We start from the raw sequence: 25,336 nt of genomic DNA, 5'->3' as shown, positions 1-25,336 counted from the left end.
TCATTCCGGCAATGTTGACGCCGCCGCCAGCAGGCGGGTGACGACCTGATCGGCCAGCATCAGCGCCAGCCGTTCGCGCGCCCCGCCTTCGGCCGCCAGCGTGGAAACGGTAGTCCCCGTCGTCGAATACGAGGTGAAGCTGCTGACCCGCCCCCGCGTGACCACCTGCCCGTCGGGACCGGTCAGCGTGAAATCGGCGGTGCCGTTCAGCGAATAGCGGGTCGTCACCTCATCGGGGGTGATGGCCTGTGCCGCGACCGTGGCACTGATACGGTAATCCAGATCATAGATCGCCGCATCATCGGGGCCGATCCGTTCGGCCACCCGCTGGTTGAAGACGAAGTCGATCGGCGTGTCGGGGTCGCGCGGGCGCACCTTGCCAAACAGCTTGGTGCCCCCGCCATTGGGTCCGTAAACCGGCGTCAGCCCGCAGCCCGCCAAGGCCAGAGCGGCCCCCAGTCCAAGGATGACGGTGCGGCGGGACAGACGGTCAGGCAACGACATTGACGATCCGCCCCGGCACCACGATCAGTTTCTTGGGCGCCGCGCCTTCAAGGAAACGCTGCACCGTGTCGTCGGCCAGAACCAGCGCCTCGATCTGGTCCTTGGGCATATCCTTGGGGACCGTGATCTCGGCGCGGCGCTTGCCGTTGATCTGGATGGGCAGGGTCACGCTGTCATCCTCCAACATGGCGGGATCGGCCTTGGGCCAGCCGGCATCCACCACCATGCCCTGCCCGCCCGATTTCGACCAGACCTCTTCTGCCAGATGCGGCACCATCGGGGCCATCAGCTGGGCGATGATGCGCAGGGCGGCACGGCGCGCCTCGCCCCCGGCCTTGGATTTGCCGACGGCATTGGCCAGTTCGTACAGCTTCGCCACCGCCTTGTTGAAGGCAAAACCCTCGATTGCTTTGGTCACATCGGCAATCGCACGATGGGCAGCGCGGGTCAGGTCGATATCATCGCCACCTTCGGCAGGGGCTTCGTCGGCCAGACGCCAGATGCGCGACAGGAACTTATAGGCGGCCTCGGCCCCGGCAGCGGTCCATTCGACGTCTCGCTCGGGCGGGCTGTCGGACAGCATGAACCAGCGTGCGGTATCGGCGCCAAAGCTTTCGACGATATTGACCGGATCGACGACGTTCTTCTTCGATTTCGACATCTTGGCCGAAGGGATGACCGTCACTGCCGTGCCATCCGCCAGTTTCCCGTCGGTTACATCTTCGGGCAGGTGATAGACGGGGCGGTCGCGGTCATCGCGCGTGGTATAGATTTCATGCGTGACCATGCCTTGGGTGAACAGCGCGTCGAAGGGCTCTTTCGCCGCTTCGGGCAGATGGCCGGTCTTGACCATCGCGCGGGCAAAGAAGCGCGAATAGAGCAGGTGCAGAATCGCGTGCTCGATGCCGCCGATATACTGGTTGACATTCATCCAGTAATCCGCATCCGCGCGGTCGGTCGGCGTCGCGGCGTGCGGGCTGGTAAAGCGGGCGTAATACCAGCTGCTGTTGACGAAGGTGTCCATCGTGTCGGTTTCGCGCCGTGCGGCACCGCCGCATTTCGGGCAGGTCGCCTGACGCCAGGTCGGGTGGCGGTCCAGCGGGTTGCCCGGCACGTCGAAGCTGACATCCTGCGGCAGCAATACGGGCAGGTTCGCCTTCGCCTCGGGGACGGTGCCGCAGCTGTCGCAATGGACGACAGGAATCGGGCAACCCCAATAGCGCTGGCGCGAAATGCCCCAGTCCCGCAGGCGGAACTTGGTGACGCCTTTGCCATAGCCCGCGGCCTCGGCATGGGCGATGGCGGCATCGACGGCCGCTTCGCCGGTCTGGTCCGCCTGACCCGAGAATCCTCGGACGTAGGTGACGGTTTCGGATTTCAGCGGCACGAAGGGCGCCTTGGCGACCAACGCATCGGCCTGCGCCTGATCCATCCCGACCTCACCAAAGGTGGCGCGGATCGGCAGATCGTATTTCGTTGCGAATTCATGGTCGCGTTCGTCATGCGCGGGGCTGCCGAAGATCGCGCCGGTGCCGTAATCCATCAGCACGAAATTCGCGATCCAGATCGGCAGATGCCAATCGGCGTCCAGCGGATGGGCAACATGCAGGCCGGTGTCGAAGCCCAACTTGGGTGCAGTCTCGATGGCCTCTTCGGTGGTGCCGATGCGGGCGCATTCCTCGCGGAAGGCTTCGACCTTGGGGTCGTTCGCGGCCAGCTCCTTGACCAGCGGATGGTCCGGCGACAGCGCGACAAAGCTGGCACCCATCAGCGTGTCGGGGCGGGTGGTATAGACCTCGATCCGGTCAAAGCCCGCAGGCGCATCGACGGTGGTGAATTCGAATTGCAGACCGCGCGACTTGCCGATCCAGTTCGCCTGCATTAGACGGACCTTTTCCGGCCAGCCGGTCAGACCGTCCAGCGCGCCCAGCAGTTCATCGCTGTAATCGCTGATCTTGAAGAACCACTGCGTCAGCTCGCGCCGTTCCACCGTGGCGCCCGACCGCCAGCCCTTGCCGTCGATGACCTGTTCGTTGGCCAGCACGGTCATGTCTTCGGGGTCCCAGTTCACCTGCGCCGATTTGCGCGTGATCAGGCCGGCATCCAACATATCCAGGAACATCGCCTGCTGCTGGGCGACATAGGCGTCGTCACAGGTGGCGAACTCGCGGCTCCAGTCGATGGAAAGGCCAAGCGGCTTCAGCTGGTCGCGCATCGTGGCGATATTGGCATAGGTCCAGTCGCGGGGATGACCGCCCTGTTCCATCGCGGCGTTTTCGGCAGGCATGCCGAAGGCGTCCCAGCCCATCGGATGCAGCACGCTGAAACCTTGGGCGCGTTTGAACCGCGCCACCACGTCGCCCATGGTATAATTGCGCACATGGCCCATGTGGATGCGCCCCGAGGGATAGGGGAACATTTCCAACACATAGTATTTGGGGCGGTCGTCGCGGATGGCGGTAAAGGTGCCGGCCTCGGCCCAGGCCTTCTGCCAGTTGGCTTCGCTTTCGGACGGAGTATATGGCATGGGGGTCAACCTTCGGGCATTTGCGTTGCCCTGCGGTTTATACGCCAGCCGAGTGCGGGTCCAGTGGCCAGACCCGCAAGCAGGCGACCTTAGAAACGACCGTCTTGAATGCGCAGCTGGCGGGCGCGGGTCAGGATGGCATCCTCGACCGCGCGGACGGTGCCGGGCTCGACGGTCGAACCGCCCGCCCCCTGCAGCGACAGGCGCAGGCTGCGCGCGTCCAGCGCGGGATCGCTGACCTGGATCGTCGCGCGATAGGACCGGCCACCGCCCGGCGGCGTGCCATAGCCCGTCTGGATCACGCCCGTGAAGGGATCGACCGTCTGCACCGGCAGGAAGTTCAGCACCTGAAGGCTGGCGTTCCAAAGATACTTGTTCACGCCCACCGTCGCACTGGGGTTTTCCGTCTGGCGGAACAGGTCCTGGATCTTCATCTCGCGCTCGGGTTCCTTGGCGGTCCGGTTGCGGTCACCGGCCCCGCCACAGGCGGCAAGCCCCGCGCAAAGCGTCGTGACGATCATCAGGCGTGCGGCGCGTGCGGTCTTCATGCTGTCCCCCGGGCGTATTTCGCGTGGGCCAGCTTTAACGCGGAACGACCGCCCGCGACAAGCGCCTTGGCCACGGGGCCTTCGGGACCACCCCCGATCCCGCCCAAGTCCCGCAAATGACGGGATTTGGCGATCACGGAAAGGTGTGGCGGTTGTGCATCACAGAAACAGGGAAACCCCCGGGGGTCCGGTGATTCCGTTGCATCACAATTCCGAAAGGGGGAAACACAATACATACCCAAGTCGGGAGGCTGGTTTGGGCAACAGAGAGACAAGAGGGAACACGACCATGAAAAAGGTTCTTTTCGCGACGACCGCACTGGTCCTGACTGCCGGCATCGCCGCAGCAGACGTCACGATCTCGGGCTACGGCCGCACCGGCATCCTGTATCAGGAAGACGGCGTTCGTGGCACCATCGATGGCGTTGAAACCAGCGACGCGATCGTCCAGTCGCGCCTGCGCATGAACATCGACGCGACCACGACGACCGACTCGGACGTCGAATTCGGTGGCCGGATCCGCATCCAGTGGGACCAGGGCGACGACGAAACCACCGTTGCACCGGGCTACCTGTATGTCACCTCGAACGGTCTGACCGTCGAAATCGGTAACTCGAACACCGCCTACGACTCGACCGCTCTGATGTACAACTCGGAAATCGGCATCTACTCGCGTTCGTTCGGCAACTCGCGTGGCGACTTCTTCGCCTACAACACCGACGGCTACCCGACCTTCGCAAACGTCGTCAACGGCACCATCGAGCGCCGCAGCGACTACATGGGCGTCTTGGCCAGCTACACCGTCGACACCTTGACGGTCCGCGCGTCGGTCGTCGACCCCGACCAGATCCTGCCCGACAGCGCAACGGGCATGGAAAAAGAATACGGTCTGTCGGTTGACTACGTCTACAACGACATGCTGACCTTGGCTGCTGCCGCTCTGAAAGACGGCGCCGGCATCGACGGCAACGACCAGTACTTCCTGGGTGCAGAATATGCATTCAACGAAAAGACCGACATCGGCCTGCTGTACTTCGACAATGGCGAAGTCAACGGCGACGATTCGGATCTGGGCAACACCGTGACCCTGTACGGCAGCTACGAAGTTGCTCCGATGACCGTTGTCAGCGCCTACGTCGCCAACAATGACGCAGACAGCAACGAGACCGACAACTCCTACGGTATCGGCGCTTCCTACGACCTGGGCGGCGCAATGCTGGCCGGTTCGGTTCAGCGCGGCTACAACGAGCTGGTCACCGCCGACATGGGCGTCCAGTTCAACTTCTGATCTGATCCAGATCACGCAGTTGCGGAAAGAGCGGGCCTTGCGCCCGCTCTTTTCTTTATGTTCAGTGGCTTCATGGGTTTGACAGATATCACCAGCCGCCTTGCCGCGGCCGAAGCCGCCGCAGGACGCGCCCCGGGCAGCGTCACATTGATCGCCGTCAGCAAGGTCCAGCCGAACGAACGCGTTCAGGCGGTCCTTGAGGCAGGCCACCGCATCTATGGCGAAAACTACGTTCAGGAAGCGCAGGGCAAATGGCCCGAATGGCGCGACCGTTACGATGGGATCGACCTGCATATGATCGGCCCCTTGCAGTCGAACAAGGCCAAGCAGGCCGTGCAGCTGTTCGACGCAATCCACACGCTGGACCGCATGACGCTGGCCCGCAAGCTGGCCGCGCAGATTCAGGAACAGGGCCGCCACCCCCAGCTGTTCGTTCAGGTCAACACCGGGGACGAACCGCAAAAGGCCGGCATTCTGGTGGATGAACTGTCGGGCTTCCTGTCATCCTGCGCCCAGCTGGATCTGGCCCCGACCGGCCTGATGTGCATCCCGCCCGAAGGTCTGGACCCGCAACCGCATTTCGCTCTGCTGCGCAAACTGGCGGCCGACAACGGCCTGCCCCACCTGTCCATGGGCATGAGCAGCGACTTCGAAACCGCAGTGGCCGAAGGCGCGACCCACATCCGTGTCGGCTCGGCCATCTTCGGCGCGCGCGACTACGGCTGAACAGACAACGCGGCCAAGGGCGGCACGATCAGCCGCGTGCCGATGACTGCGCGTTCCGCGATCCAACGCAGGTCGGTGCGGGCAAAGGCGATGCAACCCTCGGTCCCGAAATGCGGGCGGCGCCATTGGTGCAGGAAGATGGCCGATCCGCGCCCCGCCCGCGCGTCCGGCCAGTTCCAGTCGGTGGTCAGCACCAGATCATAGAGCGGATCGGCGCGGCGCAGCCGTTCGTGGCTGTGCGCAAAGGGTGCGCGAACGTGGTGATTGTATTTCGCATGACCGCTGGCATCGCACCACAGATCGGATGGTCCGATGGGCCGCGCCCAAGGTGCCGGACGCGCAACGCGGTCCGGGCGATACCAGAGGCCCGTGATGCGGTGATGACCCGTCGGGGTGGCGCTGTCCCCTTCGCGCTTGTCCCGCGACAGGCCGGTCTTGCCGATGGCGCAGGGGATGGTGCGTCCATGAAAGCGCAGCCCCATCGGGGTCAGGACCATATCGTCGGCCCTCACAGCAGATGCCCCGATTTTTCGGCCTTGGTGTCCAGATAGTCGGTGTTGTGGCGGTTGCGCGGGGTGATCAGCGCCACACGTTCCGGCACTGCAATGCCGTGGCTTTCCATCATCGCCACCTTGCGCGGGTTGTTGGTCATCAGTCGGGTCGCGGTGAAGCCCAGCCCGCGCAGCAAGGCCGCGCCGATGCGGAAGTCGCGCTCGTCATCCTCGAAGCCAAGGCGGTGGTTGGCCTCGACCGTATCGAAGCCCTGGTTCTGCAGGTCATAGGCGCGCATCTTGTTGGCCAGCCCGATGCCACGCCCTTCCTGGTTCAGGTAAAGCAGCACCCCTGCCCCTACCTGCCCCATGGCATCCAAGGCCGCATGCAGCTGCGGGCCGCAGTCGCATTTCAGGCTGCCCAGCACGTCGCCGGTAAAGCAGGCTGAATGCAGACGGGCCAGCACGGGGGCGTCGCGGGGTGGATCGCCGATCTCGACCGCGTAATGTTCCGCGCCGCCATCGTCGGGGCGGAAGATATGCAGGCGCGATCGTTCCGCCGATTGCAGCGGCAGACGGGCGGCGGTGACGGAGGCCATCGCGGATTCGGCCGCCAGTTGCGCGATCAGCGGGCCGGGTGACAGGCGCGTCAGCCCCTCAGGCGCGGGGGCGGGAACCAGCAGCATTGCGGGCAGCAGCTGCGCCGATTTCGCCAAGGCCAGCGCGGCACGATGCGCGGTCACATCGCCGCCGCGTTCGGATGCCAGCGGTCCCTTCATCGGCGTCATCAGATCGCCCGACGGATCGGCCAGCGCCTGCAGCCAGGCCAGATCGGCCCCGGCAGGCACGCTCACCCGCGCCACGCCCGCGTCATAGACCCGCGCCTTCAGCGTCTGCGCCCGGCGGTCGGTCAGTGCCAGAACCGGCTGACCCAAGGCCCGCAGATCGGCCAGCCGCACGGGCGACAAGGTTTCCACCGCCGCCGCGATATGGTCGCCCAGAACGACGGGCAGACCCATGCGCAGATCGGCGCGGGCGCGGGAAATGGTTTCGGCAAGGGTCGGGATCAGGCTCATCGGGCCACGCATTCTTGAAACAAATTGAAACATAGCGCGCTTATCCGACAACTCCATGTGAGAATTCCGACATGTTGCTGGACGGAACGGGTCGCGCACCCCACTCAAGTATCAACAAGCCATAGGAGGCAACATGCCCGGACTTAAAAAAATCCTGCTGGTCGATGACGAAGAAGACCTGCGCGAAGCCCTGGCCGAACAGCTGGTGGCCACCGATGATTTCGACGTGACCGAGGCTGGCACCGGCGCCGAAGCCGTCGAAGCCACGAAAAACGCCATCTTCGATCTGGTCGTTCTGGACGTGGGCCTGCCCGACACCGACGGCCGCGAGCTGTGCAAGAAGCTGCGCAAGCTGAACGTGAAATGCCCCATCGTGATGCTGACCGGGCATGACACCGACGCCGACACGATCTTGGGTCTGGACGCGGGCGCCAACGACTATGTTACCAAGCCGTTCAAGTTCCCCGTCCTGCTGGCCCGTCTGCGCGCCCAGCTGCGTACGCATGAACAATCCGAAGACGCGATCTTCCAGCTTGGGCCCTATACGTTCAAACCCTCGATGAAGATGCTGATCGATCAGAAGGACCGCAAGATCCGCCTGACCGAGAAGGAGACCAACATCCTCAAGTTCCTGTATCGCGCGCAGGACGGCGTCGTGCCGCGTGATGTGCTGCTGCATGAGGTTTGGGGTTATAACGCCGGTGTGACCACGCATACGCTGGAAACCCACATCTATCGCCTGCGCCAGAAGATCGAGCCCGACCCCTCGGCGGCGCGTCTGCTGGTGACGGAATTGGGCGGCTATCGCCTGGTCGCCTGACTCCTGCCGAGGCCCGCTTCAGCGGGCCTTTTCAATGCGGTTCCGACCCCCGATCGGCAGCTTTTCGCCAATGCAATCTGGGCGGGAACCGGGGCTGGATTTCGACGTTGAGCCCACGAAGCCCAGTGGCCGGTGGATGCGGCCACACCCTCCCTCCCTGTTGGACTGCCCGGTGTTTTCACACCGGGCATTTTTTTACCCGCGCCCGTGTGGTGCGGACCAATCGGCATCAGGCCCGATGGGGACGATGCGATGCGGGTTGATCATGTCGTGGCTGAAGTAATAGTGCCGCATGAAGTGGTCCGGATGCACGGTCTGCGCGACGCCCGGCCATTGATACAGTTCGCGTGCCCAAGCCCAGAGGTTGGGATAATCCACCACGCGGCGGCGGTTGCATTTGAAATGCGTGTGATAGACCCCGTCAAAGCGCAGGATAGTGGTCAGCAGCCGCCAGTCGGCCTCGGTCAGGCGGTCGCTTGTCAGGTAACGGTTTTCCGCCAGCAACCCCTCGATCCAGTCCAAGCTGTCGAACAGCGGCCCCACCGCCTTGTCATAGGCCTGCTGCGATGTCGCGAAACCCGCCTTGTAGACGCCGTTGTTGACCGTGTCATAGATGCGGTCGTTCACCTGCCCGATCCGGTCGTGCAGATCGGCGGGATAATAATCATCGGTGTTGCCGGTGATGCCGTCAAAGGCCGAATTGAACATGCGGATGATGTCGGCGCTTTCGTTTGACACGATGCTGCCGGTCTGCTTGTCCCACAGCACGGGAACGGTGACGCGGCCCGTCATGTCGGGCTGGACCTTCAGATAGATCTGCCGCAGGTAATCCAGCCCGAACTGGCGGTCGCCCGTTGCGCCGTCGAAATCGGTGCGGAACTCCCACCCCTCGGACAGCATCTCGGGGTGGACGACCGAGACATCGATGTGATCCTCAAGCGCCTTGATGGCGCGGAAAATCATCGTGCGATGCGCCCAAGGACAGGCGTGGCTGACATAGAGGTGATACCGCCCGCTTTCGGCCTTGTATCCGCCCTGCCCCGTCGGTCCCGCGCTGCCGTCCGCGGTCACCCAGTTGCGGAACTTGGCGCTGTCGCGCTTGAATTCACCGCCGTTGCTGTCGGTATCGTACCATTGGTCCTTCCAGACCCCGTTCACCAGCTGGCCCATGTTTCATCCTTTCCTGCTACGATGCGCCAACGGATGGCGCATCGTTCCGTTCCGACCCTCAGCCGATGGCGCGGTCGCGGGTTTCCGTGCGGATCAGCAGCAGCGCCGCCGCCGCCAGCACCAGCAGCAGCGCGAAAAGCCCGATGGCCAGCGTGAAGCTGCGGGTAAAGACGAAGGCCAGCAGGCTGGGCGCCAGAATGCCGCCAAGACGCGCGACGGCGCTGGCGGTGCCCATGCCGGTCCCGCGCAGATGGGTGGGGTACAGCTCGGGCGTAAAGGCATAAAGCGCGCCCCAGCTGCCCAGCAGGGCAAAGCTCATGATAATCAGGGATGCGGCGACCATTGCCGTTCCGCTGGCCACCGTGAACAGGAAGCATCCCGCCGCGCTAAGCAACAGGAAGCCCGCCAGCGTCGGGCGACGGCCCACGGCCTCGACCCCCCATGCGGCCAGCGCGTATCCGGGAATCTGCGCCAGCGCCAGGATGACCAGGAAGCCGTATCCGCGCACGAAGCCGAAGCCTTCACTGGCCAGCTGCCCCGGCACCCAGATGAAGACGCCGTAATAGGACAGCGACACCAGGAACCACACCGCCATCACGCCGATGGTGGACCGGCGCAGCGGTTCCGACAGGATCGAGGTCGCGACGCCCGAAGGCACCTGCGCCGCCTGCAGATGCGCTTCGGCGGGCAGCGGCGAGGCACCGTTGATATGCAGGATGCGGTTGATGACGGTGCGCGCCTCTGCCTGGCGACCCTTGCGGACCAGATACATCGGCGATTCCGGGATCCAGAAGCGCAGGCCGAAACCGATCAGCGCCGGGACGGCGGCCACGAAGAAGATCCAGCGCCAAGGCGCCTCGGCGCCCATGCTGGCGGCGGCCCATGCGGTCAGGGCAACGACAATGGTACCGATGGCCCAGAACCCCTCCAGCCAGACCAGCCAGCGGCCACGCGACCGGGGCGGCAGAAACTCGGCCATCATGGCGTAATCCACGGGCAGCGTGCCGCCCACCGCCACGCCCGTCAGGAAGCGCAGGACCAGCAGCACCGTGAAGTCGCCCGCCATGACCGACGCCAGCCCGAAGACCGCATCCATCGCGACGGTGGCGATCAGCACCCATTTGCGGCCCACGCGATCGGCCAGCCTGCCGAAGGCGAAGGCACCCACGAACATGCCCATGAAGAACACCGTCCCGATGTTCAGCGCCGTCACGCGGTCCAGCCCGAAGGTCGCCGCGATCGAGGGCCATGCAAAGCCCACCGCGATGACCTGCATGGCATCCGCCGCCCAGACCAGCCCGAAGATGCACAGCAGCCGCCATTGGAACAGGCCGGTCCCGCCGCGCGTCAAGGCCTCGTCTATGGTCAGTTTCATGTCGATATCCCCCGTTTCCCCTCTGTGGGTTCTTGCATAGCGGCAGGGGCGCACATGGCAAGCCTTGACCTCGACAGGTGGCGGGACCGCCGCTAGGGTCCGCGCGAAACCGCAAAGGAGTGCCGCAATGTTCACCATCGCCACCTGGAACATCAACTCGGTCCGCCTGCGCGAAGGCCTGGTCGCCCGTTTTCTGGCCGAGGAAAGCCCTGATGTCCTCTGCCTGCAGGAATGCAAATCGCCCGTCGAGCTAATCCCTGTCGAACAGTTCCGCGCGCTTGGATACCACTACATGGTCGCGCGCGGGCAGAAGGGCTATAACGGCGTGGCGATCCTGTCGCGCCTGCCGATCGCCGATGCGGGCGGTCGCGATTACGTCGGCATGGGCCATGCCCGCCATGTGGCCGCGCGGATGGAGAACGGCGTGACCATCCACAACATGTACATCCCCGCAGGCGGCGATATCGCCGACCGTACAGTGAATGAGAAATTCGGCCAGAAGCTGGATTTCCTGACCGAGATGCGCGACGTCTTCCACGCCGAACGCCCCGAAAAATCGATCATGGTCGGTGATTTCAACATCGCCCCGCGCGAAGACGACGTCTGGTCGCACAAGAAGCTGCTGAAGGTCGTCAGCCACACCCCGATCGAGGTCGAGCATCTGCAGACCGCGCAGGATGCCGGCGATTGGGTCGATGTCACGCGGCAGGATATCCCGCAGGGGCTGCTCTATTCGTGGTGGAGCTATCGTGCCAAGGACTGGGACGGGGCCGATAAGGGGCGGCGTCTGGACCACATCTGGGCGACCCGCGACATCGCGCAGGCCGCGCATGGCAGTCGCATCCTTCGGCCGGTGCGGGGCTGGGACAAGCCAAGCGACCATGTTCCGGTGCTGGCCAGCTTTGATCTGTGAAAAACGCCGCCCCCGAATGCGGGGGCGGCGCGGTCGTCAGGCGGTGGTCTCGTCGCTCAGGGCGTGGCCATCCAGATCAAGGATATCCTCATCCTGACGATCCCAGTCCTGACGTTCCTCATCGGTGGCGCGGGGCGAGAACCAGCCCGTCAGCGCATAAAGGATACCGATCAGCGGCGCCGTCCAGCAGGCGAAGGCCAGCGGGATGTACAGCAGGTTGGTCAGATCGCCGCCCATGATGTTCAGCGACAGCGCGGTGATCACGAAGGCGCCGCCCGCGTTCCACGGGATCAGCGGCGACATCAGCGTGCCCCCCTCTTCGACTGCGCGCGACAGGTTCAGCGTCGAATACCCCATGCCCCGGTACAGCGGCGCATACATCCTCCCCGGCAGCGCGATCGAGATATAGGGATCGCCTGCCACCACATTCGTGGCAAAGGCGGTCGCGATGGCGCTGCTTTGCACGGCGGAAAAGCTGGTGACGCGACTGATAATGGCGTTGATGATCGATTCCAGACAACCTGTGCGTTCCAGCGCACCGCCGAAGCCAAGTGCGATCAGCATCAGCGAAATCGTCCACATCATCGACTGGATCCCGCCCGCATTCAGCAGGCTGTCAATATCGGCGACGCCGGTCTCGATGGTATAGCCCGATTGCGCATAGCTGAAGACGTCATGCAGGCCAGCACCCTGCCAAAAGATCGCGACGATGGCGCCCAGCAGCACGCCGGTGAACAGCGACGGCAGCGGCGGGCGCTTGGCCACGGCCAGCGCAACCACGACCAGCGCGGGGATCAACGGGATGATGCCGAGAGTGAACTGCGCCGACAGCGTGTCCGTGATGGCGTCGATGCGTTCAAAGCTGGTCGCGGCGGGGGTGATCAGCGAATAGCCGGCGACCAGATAGACGGTCAGCGCGATCAGCATGGCCGGCACCGTGGTCGGCAGCATGTTCTTGATGTGGTCGAAGATGTTGACCCCCGTCACCGCGGGGGCAAGGTTCGTCGTGTCCGACAGGGGCGAGACCTTGTCGCCGAAGAAGGCCCCCGACACGATCGCACCGGCGGTCCAATAGGGCGGAATGCCGAAGCCTGCGCCGATCCCCATCAACGCGACGCCGATGGTACCGACCGTGCCCCAACTGGTCCCCAAGGACAGCGACACGACCGCACAGAGGATCATCGCCGCCGCCAGGAAGATCTGCGGGTTCAGCAGCGTCAGTCCGTAATAGATCAGCGTCGGCACCGTGCCGGATGCGATCCAGACCCCGATGATCATGCCCACGACGATCAGCACCGACAGCGACGGCATGGATACATGGATGACGTGGAAGACGCCCTCGCGGATATCCATCCATTTCTGGCCGCGCATGACGCCCAGCAGTCCGGTGATCGCCAGGCCCAGGACCAGCGGGATATGCGGTGTGAAGTCGCCATAGTAGAACAGCTGGATTGCCAGCAGCCCCAGTGTCAGCACGATCGGCAGCAATGCCAGATGCAGCGGGGGCAGTTCCCGCGTTGTTTCTGTGGTTTCGGTCATCCGGTTCCCCGTTATCTCTCAACTGTGTGGTCACTTGCCCGTGAGGGCCTGTCAGGGTCGTAACGCACGATCCACCCTTTTGTTCAACGCCTTCACCCCCCATATTGGGCGCAACCATGTGAACCGAACGACCGGGGACAAGATGACAATGCTTTTCGATGGTGCCGGCAACGCACCCAAGACCGACGAATTTATCAAGGACGTGTCGCAAGCCGACTTTATGAAAGAGGTGGTCGAGGCCTCGATGGAGGTGCCGGTCATCGTCGATTTCTGGGCGCCCTGGTGCGGCCCCTGCAAGACGCTTGGCCCGATGCTGGAAACCGAGGTGGCCCGTCACAAGGGCCGCGTCCGCATGGCCAAGGTCAACGCCGATGAAAACCAGGCGATCCTTGGACAGCTGCAGGTGCAGTCGCTGCCGACGGTCTATGCCTTCTTCAAGGGCCAGCCGGTCGATGCCTTTCAGGGCGCCGTTCCGCAAAGCCAGATCAAGCAGTTCGTCGACAAGCTGGTCGAGATGGGCGGCGATGACGGCGGCATGGCCGACGCGCTGGCCGCAGCCGAGCAGATGATTCTGGACAATGAGGTCCCCGACGCGATCGAGACCTTCACCGCCATCATCGGCGAAATACCCGACAGCCCCGAGGCCTGGGGCGGCCTGATCCGCGCCCATCTGGCCGCAAACGACCACGCCGCCGCCGCCGCGACCCTGACGCAGGTGCCCGCCGCCATCGCAGGCACCAACCCCGTCGAAGCCGCCCGCGCCCAGCTGCAACTGGCCCAGCAGGCCGAAAGCGCAGGGCCGCTGGACGACCTGCAGGCGCGCGTCGATGCCGATCCCAGTGATCAGCAGGCCCGTCTGGAACTGGCGCAAGCCCTGCATGCCGCAGGACAGATCGAGCAAGCCATCGATATCCTGCTGGACAGCTTCCGCCGCGATCGTGACTGGAACGACGGCGCGGCCAAGGCGCAGCTGATCACCATTTTCGACAGCCTTCCGGGCAACGACCCGCTGGCCCAGAAGGGTCGCCGCCGGCTCTCCTCGATGATCTTCGCCTGATCGATGCCGCTGCGCCTTGATCTGCCCGACCGCATCGCGCTGTTCCCCTTGCCGGGGGCAGTGCTGATGCCGCGCTCTCGTCTGCCGCTGCATATCTTCGAACCGCGCTATCTGCAGATGATCGAGGATACGCTCAAGACCGGCCACCGCCTGATCGGCATGGTCCAACCCGAAGCGGACGGCCTGTCCACCATCGGCTGCGCGGGGCGCATCGTGTCCTTCAACGAAAACGACGACGGGCGGATGATGATTTCGCTTGGGGCAGTGTCGCGGTTCCGGATGCTGGACGTGCAGGACAGCTTTGCCCCCTATCTGCAGGCGCAAGTCAACTGGTCGTCCTTTGGTCGCGACCGGGGCCAGCCCGAACACGACTCCGCCATGGACCGCAAGGCGCTGTTCGACCTTCTGGCGCGCTATATGGAAAGCAAGGACCTCTCGACCGATTGGGACGCCGCCGCCCAGGCCGAGGACGAATTGCTGATCAATTCCCTGTCGATGATGCTGCCTCTGTCGCATGGCGACAAGCAGGCGCTGCTGGAATCCCCCACATTGGTCGATCGCCGCGAACTGCTGGTCGGTCTGATCGAATTCGCCATGCGCGGCGACGAACCCGAGGAACGTCTGCAATGACCCAATCCGACTACGACCGGCACATGCTCGAGGCGCTGGTCTGCCCCGTGACGCACACCACGCTGCATTACGACGCCGAACGGCAGGAACTGGTGTCCCGGGCCGCAGGACTGGCCTTTCCGATCCGCGCCGGCATCCCGATCATGCTGATCGACGAGGCGCGCCAGATCCGCGCCGATGACTGACACCGCCAGCCGCCCGTCCTTCAGGATGCCGCTGTGGGTGCGGGCACTGATCGTGGTCTGCATTGCCGCCGAAGCGGTGCTGACCATCGCCGATCTGGTGGGCTATCCCCAGCTGCGCCCCGCGGCCTTCATGCTGGGCGCCTTCTGGTCGCCCCTGCTGATGCAGGGCGTCGGGCTCTATCCCGGTCAAGGCGTGGCGATGTTCCTGACCTACGGCCTGTTGCACGACGGCGTGCTGCATCTGGCGATGAACATGATTTCGCTGGCGGCCATTGCGCGTGAACTGACCCGGATGATCGGATCGCGGGCGATGGCGCTGACCTATCTGGTCTGCCAGATCGCGGCAGCCCTGCTTTTCGCGGTCATGCAGCCGCAGGCAGGCCCGATGATCGGAGCGTCGGGCGCGGTCTTCGGTCTGGCGGGCGCTTTGGTCGGATATGCCGCCATCAATCTGACCCGCCGCCATAAATCGCTCGCACCGCTGGTGCGGTCGGTCGGCCTGATCCTGCTGCTGAACGTGGCCTTGACGGTGATGATGCCATCCATCGCGTGGCAAGCGCATCTGGGCGGCGCTGGCGCGGGCCTTCTGATCGGATTGGCCCTCGGATTGCGCAAGGTCTGACCAGACTTCTTGGTTGCGGAAATACCCTGCGGGGGGTCCGGGGGGCGCAAAGCCCCCCGGTGCGGGCGGGACGCACTCAGCTTTCGCCGGCGTTCTCGGCCTTGTCCTCGGGGTCGACCTCAGCTTCGGCGTCCTCGCCCTCAGCCGCCAGCAGACGCCGCATTACGGGGCGGAAGGTATCGGCAGGCATTGCGGCCAGCGATGCGGCATCATCCTCGGGGGATGCTGCCAGATGCTCGGCGATCAGCTTGTGACCCAGACCATAGCCGGTCCATTTGCGCAGATCGCCGCGGCCAAAGAACCAACGCGCATGATCGTAATCCAACCGCGCCCATTCGTTCATCGCCTGACGCGCCACCCCCGATGCGGGCCGGACAGCGTCCCAAGAATTGGGCTTGCCCCCCAAAACCTGCAGCACGAAATGTCCCGCCAGCCCCTCGCTGACCAAAGCAGCGCCAAGCGACTTGCCACAGCCGGGGCCATCCCACCGCATCAGGTGATGCATCTCATGGACCAGGGTCCGGATCAGATGCTCGTCGGAGAATCGCTCGGGGTTCAGCGTCACTTCGATGATCCCGGGCGATGGCGCATGGCCACCCACGCCCCAGTCGGGAATGCCGCCCCCGGGCAGGGCGCGCACCACCAGATCAAAATTCGGCAGATGCGCATGCTGTCCCGTCAGCGCGACGGCCTGCTTTGCGGCCGCACGAATTTCGGCCATGTGGCGGGTCACGGCGTGCCGCGCATTCAGGAAATGCAGGTTCCAGATTGTCATGTCGTTCCTGACGGTGCCTCAGACTTCGGGCACCAGAACCTCGCGCTTGCCGACATGGTTGGCCGAGGACACGACGCCCTGGTCTTCCATCTGTTCGACAAGACGCGCGGCCTTGTTGTAACCGATCGCCAGCTTGCGCTGGATATAGCTGGTGGAACACTTGCGATCCTTGGCCACGATCATGACGGCCTGATCGTAAAGCGCATCGTCGCCATTGTCGCCGCCGCCCAGACCCAAAACCGCATCGATATTGTCGGCCTTGTCATCCTCGGGGCCTTCGACCACGCCGGATTTATAGCTGGGCGGACCAAAGGATTTCAGGTGGTTCACGATCTCCTCGACCTCTTCGTCGCTGACGAAGGGACCGTGGATACGGGTGATGCGCGCGCCATTGCCCATATACAGCATGTCGCCCTGCCCCAGCAACTGTTCGGCACCCTGTTCACCCAGGATCGTGCGGCTGTCGATCTTGGATGTCACCTGGAAGCTGACCCGCGTCGGGAAGTTCGCCTTGATCGTGCCGGTGATGACATCGACGGACGGGCGCTGCGTCGCCATGATCAGGTGGATGCCCGATGCCCGCGCCATCTGCGCCAGGCGCTGGATGCAGGCCTCGATCTCCTTGCCGGCGACCATCATCAGGTCGGCCATCTCGTTGACGACGACGACGATATAGGGGAAGGCCTCGGGCTGGAATTCCTCGGTTTCCCAGATGGCGTCGCCGGTGTCTTCGTCGAAACCGGTCTGGACGGTGCGCTTGAACATCTCGCCCTTGGACAGGGCCTCGGCCACGCGGCCGTTGTAGCCTTCGATATTGCGGACGCCCATCTTGGACATCTTGCGGTAACGGTCCTCCATTTCGCCCACGACCCACTTCAGGGCGACGACCGCCTTCTTGGGGTCGGTGACGACCGGGGACAGCAGATGCGGGATGCCGTCATAGACCGACAGTTCCAGCATCTTAGGGTCGATCATGATCAAGCGGCATTCATCCGGCGTCAGCTTGTACAGCAGCGACAGGATCATGGTGTTGATCGCCACCGACTTACCCGAACCGGTCGTACCGGCGATCAGCAGGTGGGGCATCTTGGCAAGGTTCGCCACGATGGGATCGCCACCGATATCCTTGCCAAGGGCCAGCGGCAGCGGTTGCTTGCCATCGCTGAAGGCGCGGCTGGCCAGAATTTCACGGAACGCCACCTTTTCGCGCTTGGCGTTGGGAAGTTCGATCCCGATGACGCTGCGGCCCGGAACAGTGCTGACACGTGCCGACAGGGCAGACATTGATCGTGCGATGTCGTCGGCAAGGCCGATCACGCGGCTGGCCTTCAGACCGGGCGCCGGTTCCAGTTCGTAAAGCGTCACGACGGGACCGGGGCGGACCTCGGTGATCTGACCCTTGACGCCATAGTCATCCAGCACCGCCTCTAGCGCGCGGGCGTTTTCCATCAGCATCTCTTCCGAGATGGGGGCCTCGCCCTCATCGGGCATCGACAACAGCTCCAGCGGCGGGCGTTCGTAGCCGTTGGCCGAATCCTCGGCGGGCAGTTCGCGCGCGGTCATGGTCGGGCTGGGCTTGGGGCTGGCCTTCGGCACCACGCGCGGCGCGGGTTCGTCCAGCAGCATCGGCGCGGCATCGTCCTGCGCGGGAACACCGTCGCGCGCCAGCTTGGACGTCACCGCCTTCAGCACCGAGGATTTCGCCGCGTGACTGCGGATCGCGTCGCTGATGCGGCCACGGACCTCTTCTTCGGTGGGGGCGTCGCCTTCGTAATCGGAGTCGCGCTCGATCAGCTCGGGCTCGGGCATTTCCTCTTCCAGCTGGAAGGGCTGGGGGGCGGGGCGGGCACGCGCGGGGGCGGGCTCGACCCGCTCGGGGTGATCCTCGGCGGTACGCGGCTGGCGCAGGCGCTGGATCAGCGCGGCACCGCCGTCAATGGCGCGCACCGACAGATGCAGCGCGGTTGCCAGACCGCGGAAGAACCGCGACCGAAGGGCGGTCAGTTCGGCCTTGCTGAACCCCAGGACGAAGGCCCCGGCGCTGACCGTCGCCACCGCCACGATCAGGGCCGCCAGTCGGATGCCCAGCTGCGCCTTCATCGGCAGCAGGTTCAGAAACGCGCCCATGATCATGTCGCCGAAATGGCCGCCCATGCCGTAATTCTGCTGCCATTCGGGACCCGGCGTCAGCGTGCTGCAATAGATCGAGACCAGCGCCACGGCGATGGGGGTAAAGATGCCGCGCATCAGGCGTTCCTCGCCCTTGTGCAGCATCAGGCGCAGGCCCCAGACGGCAGCGGCGGTCACCAGCATCCAGGACCCATAGCCCGCGATCATCATCAAAGGCGCGGCGATATAGGCGCCAAAGCTGCCCAGCATGTTCTGCGCGGGCGCATCGGTCGCCGACAGGAAGCTGGGGTCGTCGGCCGACCAGCTGCCCAGCATCATGCCGACCAGCAGCGCCAGCAGGATCAGACCGGCGCCCAGCAATTCCTTGCCGCGTCGTTCCAATGCCGCCTGCGTGGTCTGATCAAACAGCGGATCGCGGTGTTTCGCCTGCCAACTTGCCATCTGCTCATCCCCTCCCGTCGGTCATGTCATCATAAAGCACCGCACGCAGTCGCGTCAGCGCCGTTTCCGTCTGTTCCGCATCAGCGACCAGCGCCACGCGGATAAAGCCGCGCCCCGGATTATGGCCCTCCACATCGCGCGACAGATAGGCCCCGGGCAGCACCTGGATGCCCGCCTGTTCCCAGAGCTTGCACGCGGCGGCTTCGCCATCCTCGACAGGCAGCCATAGGAAGAACCCGCCATCGATGGGCAGATATCCGGGGATATTGCCCAGGATCCGGTCGGCGATATCGTATTTCACCTGATAGAGCGCTCGGTTCGCATCCGCATGCGCATCGTCCGACCAGGCCGCCTGCGACACGCGCTGAACCGGCAAAGGCAGCGGCGCGCCCGCAAAACTGCGCAGCTGGCGCATCTTGGCGATCTGCGCGCGGCCCCCTGCGGCGAAACCGGACCGCAGGCCCGGCAGGTTCGACCGCTTTGACAGCGAGTTGAACATCACCACACGGTCGGCCAGCCCCATGTCGGTGGCGATCGCCAGCGCACTGGGCGGCGGGGTGTCGCGATAGATCTCGGAATAGCATTCATCCGAGAAAATCAGGAAATCATGGCGATCGGCCAGCGTGACCAGCTGTTCCAGATAGGCGCGATCCGCCATGGCGCCTTGTGGGTTGGCGGGCGAACACAGATAGGCGATGGCCACGCGGTCCAGCAATTCGGGATCAAGGGCTGCGTAATCTGGCAGGTTTCCGGTTTCGGGCGTTGCGGGCAAAAACACCGCATCGGCATTCACCGCCGCCGCGGCCACGGCATAGACCTGATAGAAGGGGTTCGGCACCAGAACGGCGGGCCGCTGGCCGTTCTTGGTTTCTGGGCACAGGGCAAGGGCCGCGTTGAACAGCCCTTCGCGCGTGCCGTTCAGGACCATCAGCCGGTCGGGTGTCACATCCAGCCCGTGTCGACGCCCCAGCCAGCCCGCGATCGCGTCCAGCAGTTCGGGCGCGCCTTCGTTCGGCGGGTATTTCGCGAATTGCCCGATGCTGTCGGCCATCACCGGTCCGACGAAATCGGGCATGGCATGGCGGGGCTCTCCGATGGTCAGGACCATGGGGGATTCGCCGGGTGCAAGTCCCGGTTGAATGTCGGACAGCAACGCCCGCAGCCGCGGGAACGCGTATTCCGGCAGGTTCGAGAACCGCTCGGGGAATGTCATCTCTGCCTCGCTTTCGGGGTCTTCGCCCCGTTCCTTGGCAGAAACATTAGCGTGAACACCGTCTTGCGTCCAGCGAAACACCCGATGCGCGCGGGCCGCTGCCTAAGCGACGGCCAGCGCGGTTTCGGCCCCAGCAGCCACGCGCAGCAGATGCCGGTCCAGACCCGCATGCCCCATCAGCGATATCCCGCAAGCAGGCAGCCCCGTCGGCAGGGTGACCGAGGGCAGCCCCAGCAGGTTCGCGATGCGGGTATTGCGCAGGGTCAGCAGATTGGCACGGACGAATTCTTTCTGATCGTCCAGCAGGCGCTGCGTCACAGGGGGCAGGATCGGCACGGTCGGCACCAGTACGGCGTCATAACCGCCGACGACTTCCTTGATCCACTTGCGGCGGATGCGGGTCAGGCTTTCCCATGCGGCGACGTAATCGGGACCGCTGACATCCGCGCCACCGCGGAAGCGTTCAAGGATGGGGGGCCACATCAGTTCGGGTGCATCCTCGATCTGGGCGCGCCAAATGCCATAGGCTTCGGGGGCGAAGACCTGCGGCGACAGGGCCATCGCCTTGTCCAGCCAATCGGTATAGACATGGGCGATCTGCGCGCCCGCCTGCCCCAGCCGGTCCACGGCATCCTGAAAGGCGGTCACGACGCCGGATTCGGCATCGTCGAAGGGCAACCCCTCCAGCACCATCAGGCGCAAACCCTTGGCCGATGCGCCCTCAAGGTCCGGCGCGGGCTGGTCGGCCATGATGGCGAACAGCTCGGCGCAGTCTTCGACCGTGCGGGCGATGGGGCCGGGAATGTCGAACTTACGGGCCAGCGGCACGACGCCCTTTTCCGGCAGTGCACCATGCGTCGGCTTGAAGCCCACCAGCCCGTTCCACGCGGCAGGCACGCGGACCGAGCCGCCCGTATCGGTGCCGATTGCCGCAGCCGCCAGCCCAAGCGCCACGGATACGGCAGCCCCCGATGACGACCCGCCCGGCGCAAGCGTCGGGTCCAATGCGTTCGGCGGGGTGGCGGTGACGGGGTTCAGGCCCAAACCGGAAAAGGCCAGCTCGGTCATATGGGTCTTGCCCAGACAGACCGTGCCACGACGCGCCGCGCGGGCCAGCACATTGCCGTCCTTGCGGGGCACGCGGCCCTCCAGCAGCTTTGACCCGGCCTCGGTCACGGTGCCGCCGCTGTCGATATTGTCTTTCCAGCTGATCGCCACACCGTCCAGCAGGCTGTGGCGGCGTTCCTGCTTGGCGCGGTCATGGGCGGCGACAGCCTCGGACCGGGCGCGGGCGCTGGTCAGGCGGGCATAGATGCGGTCGCAGTCGGGGTGGTCCTTGGCTGCCGCCAGATAGGCCTCGGTCTGGTCGATGGGATCAAGAAGGCCTGCAAGAATTGCGCGGCCCTGCTGGGTGGCGGATTGGAAACGCCACTCCATTCAGAAATCCACCGCGATGCCGTTCTTTTCGTAATCGCCGAAACGCACGGCCTCGGGGCCCTCGCGACCGCCGTATTCGACCGGAAGGGGCTGATCGGCGGCGGCCTTGCGCCGTGCCTCGGCCTCGGCCAGGGCGCGTTGCGCGGCGGGCGGCAGATCGGCGTTATGGGTCTTGGTCGTATCACTCATGGAAACATCCCCCGAATGGGCGTATGGGTCGCGTTCAGTCTTGAACAACATCTAGGTGAAGGAAAGCGTTTTGGCAAAGCCGGGCGGCGATATGGCGCGAAAGGGCGCATTGCGATTGATCCAGGGGGTGCGCGACGGGCGGTCCCTGTCCGACCAGTCGGGGGCGCTGCGCGCGCTGCCGGTGGCAGAACAGGCCCGCGCGGCGCGGCTGGCGGCGGAAACGCTGCGCCATCAGGGCCGCGCGGATCAGGTGATCGAGGCCTTCGTGAACCGCACGCCACCCCCGCAGGTGGCCGATGTGCTGCGCCTTGCCGTGGTCGAGATGCTGGAACTGGGCGCCCCCGCCCATGGCGTCGTCGGCGCCGCGGTCGATCTGACGCGCACGCTTGGTCAGCGCGGTCAGGCGGCAGCGGGCATGGTCAATGCGGTTCTGCGCAAGGCCTCGGCATTCGAGGGCTGGGCAGATCTGCCGCCCCAGCACCTGCCCGAATGGCTGCGCGATCCGCTGCTGGATGCCTATGACGAAGCTACCATGACCGCGATGGAGGCCGCCCATCAGCGCGGCGCGCCCATCGACCTGACGCTGAAGCCGGGCGTCGATCCGATCGAGGGCGGCGACCTGCTGCCCACCGGATCGCTGCGGATGCGCGGCTCGGTGCAGGTTTCGGCGCTGCCGGGCTATGACGCGGGCGACTGGTGGGTGCAGGACGCCGCCGCCGCCCTGCCCGCACACCTGCTGAACGCACGCCTTGGCGAAAAGGTGGCCGATCTCTGCGCGGCCCCCGGTGGCAAAACCATGCAGCTGGCCGCCACGGGTGCCGATGTCTTTGCCATCGACATCAACGAATATCGCCTGAAGCGGGTGTCCGAGAATTTGGCCCGTTGCGGGCTGACCGCCACCATCATCGCCGCTGATGCGCTGGAATGGGAACCCGATCAGCCCTTGGATGCGATCCTGCTGGATGCGCCCTGTTCGGCCACCGGCACCATCCGCCGCCACCCCGACATGCCCTTTGTCCGTGACGGTTACGGCGTGGCCGAGTTGATCGAACTGCAGACCGCCATGCTGGATCACGCGCTGACGCTGCTGCGTCCGGGCGGGCGGCTGGTCTATGCCACCTGCTCGCTGATCCCCGACGAGGGCGAGGTCCAGATCGAGGAAGCCCTGCAGCGCCATCCCGGCCTGACGGTCGAACATCCGACGATCGACGGGATCGACGCCGCATGGATCACCCCCGAGGGCGGATTGCGCCTGCGGCCCGATTACTGGGCAGATCTGGGCGGCATGGACGGCTTCTACATGGCCTGCCTGCGAAAGCCCGCCTGAATTCGATCCCTGCTGGACCTTGAAGCCCAGCAGGGGTAACTGACGCCTGACCAGATAAACGAGGCCCATATGACCCGTCCCGTCGCCCTGAAGCGCGCCCTGATCTCGGTATCCGACAAGACCGGCTTGATCGACTTTGCACGGGCGCTTGACGCCCGCGGGGTCGAGATCCTGTCCACCGGTGGCAGTGCCAAAGCCATGCGAGAGGCGGGTCTGACCGTCATCGACGTCGCGGATGTCACCGGCTTCCCCGAAATGATGGATGGCCGCGTCAAGACGCTGCACCCCGTCGTCCACGGCGGCCTGCTGGCCCTGCGCGACAACGACGAACATCTGGCCGCGATGGAGGCACATAACATCGGCCCCATCGATCTGCTGGTCGTGAACCTGTATCCGTTCGAGGAAACCGTCGCCAAGGGCGGCGATTACGACGATTGCATCGAGAACATCGACATCGGCGGCCCCGCCATGATCCGTGCCGGTGCCAAGAACCACGGCTTTGTCAACGTCATCGTCGATGTGCAGGATTACGACGCCCTGCTGGCCGAGCTGAACGACAACGACGGCGCGACCACGCTGGAATTCCGCCAGCGCCAGGCCCAGATCGCCTATGCCCGCACCGCTGCCTATGACGCGGCCGTCAGCACCTGGATGGCCGGTGCCATCGGCGTGGACCAGCCCCGCCGCCGCGCCTTCGCGGGCACCTTGGCCCAGGGGTTGCGTTACGGTGAAAACCCGCATCAGCAGGCCGCCTTCTATCGCAACGACGAATCCCGCCCCGGCGTCGCCACCGCGACCCAGCATCAGGGCAAGGAGCTGTCCTACAACAACATCAACGATACCGACGCGGCCTTTGAACTGGTTGCCGAATTCGACCCGGCACAAGGCCCCGCCTGCGCCATCATCAAGCACGCCAACCCCTGCGGCGTCGCACGCGGCGAGACCGCATTGGACGCCTATAAACGGGCCTTCGACTGCGACCGCACCTCGGCCTTCGGTGGCATCATTGCGCTGAACCAGCCTCTGGACGGCGCGACGGCGGAAGAAATCGTCAAGATCTTCACCGAGGTCGTCATCGCCCCCGACGCCGACGAAGACGCCAAGAGCATCTTCGCCGCCAAGAAGAACCTGCGCCTGCTGACCACCGGCGGGTTGCCCGACATGCTGGCGGCGGCCACGACCTTCCGCCAGGTGTCCGGTGGCTTCCTTGTGCAGGGCCGCGACAATGGCCGCATCAGCCGCGACGATCTGAAGATCGTCAGCGAACGCCAGCCTTCGGAAGAAGAACTGGCCGATCTGCTGTTCGCCTGGAACGTCGCCAAGCACGTGAAATCGAACGCCATCGTCTATGCCAAGGACATGGCCACCGTCGGCATCGGCGCAGGCCAGATGAGCCGCGTCGACAGCACCCGCATCGGACGCCGCAAGTCCGAGGATATGGCGCAGGCCATGGGTCTGTCCCAGCCCCTGACCATCGGATCGGCCGTCGCATCGGACGCCTTCTTCCCCTTCGCCGACGGCATCGAGGCACTGGCCGAGGCCGGTGCCCGCGCCGTCATCCAGCCCGGCGGATCGATGCGCGATGACGAAGTCATCGCCGCCGCCAACCGCCTTGGTCTGGCCATGGTGCTGACCGGCCAGCGCCACTTCCGCCACTGATGGGCGGCCCTTCCAGAACGGGCGGGGCCATGCGCGGCAAGGGGAAACCCCTGCCGCGCGCCGACATGCGCCCCGTTGCCTGGGTTGCAGGCGCGATCTTCGTGCTGGATCAGGCGCTGAAGTATCTGGTCGTCCATATGATGCAGCTGGACGTCAAGCGGTCCATCGATGTCCTGCCGCCTTGGCTGAATCTGCGCATGGCCTGGAATCAGGGCGTGAACTTCGGCCTGATGTCATCCGAACAATACCTGATGCGCTGGATTCTGGTCGGCATCGCCGCCGCGATCTGCATCTGGGTGTGGGTCTGGGTCTGGCGCGGGAATTTCGGACGCATCGCACGGGTCTCGGCGGGGCTGCTGATCGGCGGGGCGCTTGGGAATGTGGTGGACCGTATCCTTTACGGCGCGGTGGCCGATTTCCTGAACATGTCGCTGCCGGGCTGGCAGAACCCCTACAGCTTCAACGTCGCGGATATCGCGATCTTTGCGGGTGCCATCGGGCTGGTCCTGATGCCGCAGAAGAAACCGGATGCGACCAAGCCTGCGCCAAAACCGAAAACCGCACCCAAACCCGTCAAGCCGGCGCCCGCCCTGCAAAAGCAGGGCGACCTGTTCCGCGACACGGGCCAGACCGCCCCGCGCGACAGTACGCGTGACGGCGATGGAAAATCGGGCTAGAACGGCGCAAAGGACGA

Annotated in this window: 24 protein-coding genes; 11 read left to right on the top strand and 13 right to left on the bottom strand. The window is 64.8% G+C overall.

What is annotated here, in order from left to right; translation table 11 throughout:
- From lptE to SJY40_RS14880, 3 genes are all read right to left on the bottom strand, one after another.
- Positions 1 to 504, bottom strand: coding sequence for an LPS assembly lipoprotein LptE (gene lptE / locus SJY40_RS14890; RefSeq protein ID WP_378948158.1), 504 nt, complete (start codon positions 502 to 504; stop codon positions 1 to 3).
- Positions 491 to 3,031, bottom strand: a complete 2,541-nt coding sequence (leuS, locus tag SJY40_RS14885) for a leucine--tRNA ligase (RefSeq protein ID WP_378948155.1) — start codon at positions 3,029 to 3,031, stop codon at positions 491 to 493. The genes lptE and leuS overlap by 14 nt, the downstream gene beginning before the upstream one ends.
- A gap of 89 nt (positions 3,032 to 3,120) precedes the next feature.
- Positions 3,121 to 3,579: a DUF3576 domain-containing protein gene (locus SJY40_RS14880; protein ID WP_378948151.1), complete on the bottom strand. Its 459-nt coding sequence runs from the start codon at positions 3,577 to 3,579 to the stop codon at positions 3,121 to 3,123.
- Positions 3,580 to 3,868: 289 nt separating this feature from the next.
- Here SJY40_RS14880 and SJY40_RS14875 point away from each other — a divergent pair, with 289 nt between their 5' ends.
- Both SJY40_RS14875 and SJY40_RS14870 read left to right on the top strand, forming a co-directional pair.
- Positions 3,869 to 4,867: a porin gene (locus SJY40_RS14875; protein WP_378948148.1), complete on the top strand. Its 999-nt coding sequence runs from the start codon at positions 3,869 to 3,871 to the stop codon at positions 4,865 to 4,867.
- 57 nt (positions 4,868 to 4,924) lie between these two features.
- The gene (locus SJY40_RS14870) at positions 4,925 to 5,593 is read left to right on the top strand and encodes a YggS family pyridoxal phosphate-dependent enzyme (RefSeq protein ID WP_378948145.1); all 669 of its coding nucleotides are present in this window, start codon (positions 4,925 to 4,927) and stop codon (positions 5,591 to 5,593) included.
- On the opposite strand, the gene SJY40_RS14865 is transcribed toward SJY40_RS14870, so the two are convergent.
- Together SJY40_RS14865 and ribA are read right to left on the bottom strand one after the other, a co-directional pair.
- Complete coding sequence (locus SJY40_RS14865; protein WP_378948142.1) at positions 5,584 to 6,090, bottom strand: L,D-transpeptidase; 507 nt, start codon at positions 6,088 to 6,090, stop codon at positions 5,584 to 5,586. The two genes, SJY40_RS14870 and SJY40_RS14865, sit on opposite strands and share 10 nt — an antisense overlap.
- Positions 6,091 to 6,101: 11 nt before the next feature.
- Positions 6,102 to 7,160, bottom strand: coding sequence for a GTP cyclohydrolase II (gene ribA / locus SJY40_RS14860; RefSeq protein WP_378948139.1), 1,059 nt, complete (start codon positions 7,158 to 7,160; stop codon positions 6,102 to 6,104).
- Positions 7,161 to 7,293: 133 nt separating this feature from the next.
- Here ribA and SJY40_RS14855 point away from each other — a divergent pair, with 133 nt between their 5' ends.
- The gene (locus tag SJY40_RS14855) at positions 7,294 to 7,980 is read left to right on the top strand and encodes a response regulator transcription factor (protein WP_378948136.1); all 687 of its coding nucleotides are present in this window, start codon (positions 7,294 to 7,296) and stop codon (positions 7,978 to 7,980) included.
- A gap of 195 nt (positions 7,981 to 8,175) precedes the next feature.
- Here the strand turns inward: SJY40_RS14855 and SJY40_RS14850 are convergent, their stop codons facing one another.
- Together SJY40_RS14850 and SJY40_RS14845 are read right to left on the bottom strand one after the other, a co-directional pair.
- Positions 8,176 to 9,150 carry a glutathione S-transferase family protein gene (locus SJY40_RS14850; protein ID WP_378948128.1) on the bottom strand — a complete coding sequence of 325 codons (975 nt, stop codon included), beginning with the start codon at positions 9,148 to 9,150 and terminating at the stop codon, positions 8,176 to 8,178.
- A 58-nt stretch (positions 9,151 to 9,208) separates the two neighbouring features.
- Complete coding sequence (locus SJY40_RS14845) at positions 9,209 to 10,525, bottom strand: MFS transporter (RefSeq protein ID WP_378948125.1); 1,317 nt, start codon at positions 10,523 to 10,525, stop codon at positions 9,209 to 9,211.
- A gap of 127 nt (positions 10,526 to 10,652) precedes the next feature.
- On the opposite strand from SJY40_RS14845, the gene SJY40_RS14840 reads away from it, so the two are divergent.
- Positions 10,653 to 11,438, top strand: coding sequence for an exodeoxyribonuclease III (locus tag SJY40_RS14840; protein ID WP_378948122.1), 786 nt, complete (start codon positions 10,653 to 10,655; stop codon positions 11,436 to 11,438).
- 36 nt (positions 11,439 to 11,474) lie between these two features.
- Here the strand turns inward: SJY40_RS14840 and nhaC are convergent, their stop codons facing one another.
- Positions 11,475 to 12,977, bottom strand: a complete 1,503-nt coding sequence (nhaC, locus tag SJY40_RS14835; protein ID WP_378948119.1) for a Na+/H+ antiporter NhaC — start codon at positions 12,975 to 12,977, stop codon at positions 11,475 to 11,477.
- A gap of 142 nt (positions 12,978 to 13,119) precedes the next feature.
- On the opposite strand from nhaC, the gene SJY40_RS14830 reads away from it, so the two are divergent.
- The 4 genes from SJY40_RS14830 to SJY40_RS14815 are packed head-to-tail and all read left to right on the top strand — an operon-like array spanning position 13,120 to position 15,471.
- Positions 13,120 to 14,034 carry a tetratricopeptide repeat protein gene (locus tag SJY40_RS14830; RefSeq protein WP_378948116.1) on the top strand — a complete coding sequence of 305 codons (915 nt, stop codon included), beginning with the start codon at positions 13,120 to 13,122 and terminating at the stop codon, positions 14,032 to 14,034.
- 3 nt (positions 14,035 to 14,037) lie between these two features.
- Entirely contained in the window at positions 14,038 to 14,664 is a 627-nt protein-coding gene (locus tag SJY40_RS14825; protein WP_378948113.1) for an LON peptidase substrate-binding domain-containing protein, read from the top strand.
- The gene (locus SJY40_RS14820; protein ID WP_378948110.1) at positions 14,661 to 14,849 is read left to right on the top strand and encodes a Trm112 family protein; all 189 of its coding nucleotides are present in this window, start codon (positions 14,661 to 14,663) and stop codon (positions 14,847 to 14,849) included. Before SJY40_RS14825 ends, SJY40_RS14820 begins: the two co-directional genes overlap by 4 nt.
- Positions 14,842 to 15,471 (top strand): rhomboid family intramembrane serine protease, encoded by a 630-nt coding sequence (locus SJY40_RS14815; protein ID WP_378948107.1) that lies wholly within the window; start codon positions 14,842 to 14,844, stop codon positions 15,469 to 15,471. The genes SJY40_RS14820 and SJY40_RS14815 overlap by 8 nt, the downstream gene beginning before the upstream one ends.
- A 76-nt stretch (positions 15,472 to 15,547) precedes the next feature.
- Here SJY40_RS14815 and SJY40_RS14810 read toward each other — a convergent pair whose 3' ends face one another.
- From SJY40_RS14810 to SJY40_RS14790, 5 genes are all read right to left on the bottom strand, one after another.
- Positions 15,548 to 16,246, bottom strand: coding sequence for a DUF2268 domain-containing putative Zn-dependent protease (locus SJY40_RS14810; protein ID WP_378948104.1), 699 nt, complete (start codon positions 16,244 to 16,246; stop codon positions 15,548 to 15,550).
- An 18-nt stretch (positions 16,247 to 16,264) separates the two neighbouring features.
- Complete coding sequence (locus SJY40_RS14805) at positions 16,265 to 18,817, bottom strand: DNA translocase FtsK (RefSeq protein WP_378948101.1); 2,553 nt, start codon at positions 18,815 to 18,817, stop codon at positions 16,265 to 16,267.
- A gap of 4 nt (positions 18,818 to 18,821) precedes the next feature.
- Positions 18,822 to 20,030 carry an aminotransferase class I/II-fold pyridoxal phosphate-dependent enzyme gene (locus SJY40_RS14800; RefSeq protein ID WP_378948099.1) on the bottom strand — a complete coding sequence of 403 codons (1,209 nt, stop codon included), beginning with the start codon at positions 20,028 to 20,030 and terminating at the stop codon, positions 18,822 to 18,824.
- A gap of 102 nt (positions 20,031 to 20,132) precedes the next feature.
- On the bottom strand, positions 20,133 to 21,467 hold the full coding sequence (locus SJY40_RS14795; protein WP_378948096.1) for an amidase: 1,335 nt from the start codon (positions 21,465 to 21,467) through the stop codon (positions 20,133 to 20,135).
- Positions 21,468 to 21,656, bottom strand: a complete 189-nt coding sequence (locus SJY40_RS14790) for a DUF1674 domain-containing protein (RefSeq protein ID WP_378948093.1) — start codon at positions 21,654 to 21,656, stop codon at positions 21,468 to 21,470. It lies immediately after the preceding gene.
- 70 nt (positions 21,657 to 21,726) lie between these two features.
- Here SJY40_RS14790 and SJY40_RS14785 point away from each other — a divergent pair, with 70 nt between their 5' ends.
- The 3 genes from SJY40_RS14785 to lspA all read left to right on the top strand — a co-directional run bounded on the left by SJY40_RS14785 (position 21,727) and on the right by lspA (position 25,319).
- Positions 21,727 to 22,983: an RsmB/NOP family class I SAM-dependent RNA methyltransferase gene (locus SJY40_RS14785; RefSeq protein ID WP_378948091.1), complete on the top strand. Its 1,257-nt coding sequence runs from the start codon at positions 21,727 to 21,729 to the stop codon at positions 22,981 to 22,983.
- Between the two features lie 69 nt (positions 22,984 to 23,052).
- Complete coding sequence (gene purH, locus SJY40_RS14780; protein ID WP_378948088.1) at positions 23,053 to 24,642, top strand: bifunctional phosphoribosylaminoimidazolecarboxamide formyltransferase/IMP cyclohydrolase; 1,590 nt, start codon at positions 23,053 to 23,055, stop codon at positions 24,640 to 24,642.
- Between the two features lie 65 nt (positions 24,643 to 24,707).
- A complete protein-coding gene (lspA, locus tag SJY40_RS14775) occupies positions 24,708 to 25,319 on the top strand; it encodes a signal peptidase II (protein WP_378948086.1) in 612 nt (203 codons plus the stop codon).
- Positions 25,320 to 25,336: the final 17 nt, after the last annotated feature.

The organism is Paracoccus sp. R86501 (genome assembly GCF_042466435.1).
Taxonomy (GTDB): domain Bacteria; phylum Pseudomonadota; class Alphaproteobacteria; order Rhodobacterales; family Rhodobacteraceae; genus Paracoccus.
Note: the sequence above shows the minus strand (reverse complement) of the source record. Positions and strands in the feature narration are given on the sequence as shown.

Coding starts and splice junctions, on each gene's coding strand:
- lptE (WP_378948158.1), bottom strand. CDS start 504: ATGTCGTTGCCTGACCGTCTGTCCCGCCGCACCGTCATCCTTGGACTG.
- leuS (WP_378948155.1), bottom strand. CDS start 3,031: ATGCCATATACTCCGTCCGAAAGCGAAGCCAACTGGCAGAAGGCCTGG.
- SJY40_RS14880 (WP_378948151.1), bottom strand. CDS start 3,579: ATGAAGACCGCACGCGCCGCACGCCTGATGATCGTCACGACGCTTTGC.
- SJY40_RS14875 (WP_378948148.1), top strand. CDS start 3,869: ATGAAAAAGGTTCTTTTCGCGACGACCGCACTGGTCCTGACTGCCGGC.
- SJY40_RS14870 (WP_378948145.1), top strand. CDS start 4,925: ATGTTCAGTGGCTTCATGGGTTTGACAGATATCACCAGCCGCCTTGCC.
- SJY40_RS14865 (WP_378948142.1), bottom strand. CDS start 6,090: ATGGTCCTGACCCCGATGGGGCTGCGCTTTCATGGACGCACCATCCCC.
- ribA (WP_378948139.1), bottom strand. CDS start 7,160: ATGAGCCTGATCCCGACCCTTGCCGAAACCATTTCCCGCGCCCGCGCC.
- SJY40_RS14855 (WP_378948136.1), top strand. CDS start 7,294: ATGCCCGGACTTAAAAAAATCCTGCTGGTCGATGACGAAGAAGACCTG.
- SJY40_RS14850 (WP_378948128.1), bottom strand. CDS start 9,150: ATGGGCCAGCTGGTGAACGGGGTCTGGAAGGACCAATGGTACGATACC.
- SJY40_RS14845 (WP_378948125.1), bottom strand. CDS start 10,525: ATGAAACTGACCATAGACGAGGCCTTGACGCGCGGCGGGACCGGCCTG.
- SJY40_RS14840 (WP_378948122.1), top strand. CDS start 10,653: ATGTTCACCATCGCCACCTGGAACATCAACTCGGTCCGCCTGCGCGAA.
- nhaC (WP_378948119.1), bottom strand. CDS start 12,977: ATGACCGAAACCACAGAAACAACGCGGGAACTGCCCCCGCTGCATCTG.
- SJY40_RS14830 (WP_378948116.1), top strand. CDS start 13,120: ATGACAATGCTTTTCGATGGTGCCGGCAACGCACCCAAGACCGACGAA.
- SJY40_RS14825 (WP_378948113.1), top strand. CDS start 14,038: ATGCCGCTGCGCCTTGATCTGCCCGACCGCATCGCGCTGTTCCCCTTG.
- SJY40_RS14820 (WP_378948110.1), top strand. CDS start 14,661: ATGACCCAATCCGACTACGACCGGCACATGCTCGAGGCGCTGGTCTGC.
- SJY40_RS14815 (WP_378948107.1), top strand. CDS start 14,842: ATGACTGACACCGCCAGCCGCCCGTCCTTCAGGATGCCGCTGTGGGTG.
- SJY40_RS14810 (WP_378948104.1), bottom strand. CDS start 16,246: ATGACAATCTGGAACCTGCATTTCCTGAATGCGCGGCACGCCGTGACC.
- SJY40_RS14805 (WP_378948101.1), bottom strand. CDS start 18,817: ATGGCAAGTTGGCAGGCGAAACACCGCGATCCGCTGTTTGATCAGACC.
- SJY40_RS14800 (WP_378948099.1), bottom strand. CDS start 20,030: ATGACATTCCCCGAGCGGTTCTCGAACCTGCCGGAATACGCGTTCCCG.
- SJY40_RS14795 (WP_378948096.1), bottom strand. CDS start 21,467: ATGGAGTGGCGTTTCCAATCCGCCACCCAGCAGGGCCGCGCAATTCTT.
- SJY40_RS14790 (WP_378948093.1), bottom strand. CDS start 21,656: ATGAGTGATACGACCAAGACCCATAACGCCGATCTGCCGCCCGCCGCG.
- purH (WP_378948088.1), top strand. CDS start 23,053: ATGACCCGTCCCGTCGCCCTGAAGCGCGCCCTGATCTCGGTATCCGAC.
- lspA (WP_378948086.1), top strand. CDS start 24,708: ATGCGCCCCGTTGCCTGGGTTGCAGGCGCGATCTTCGTGCTGGATCAG.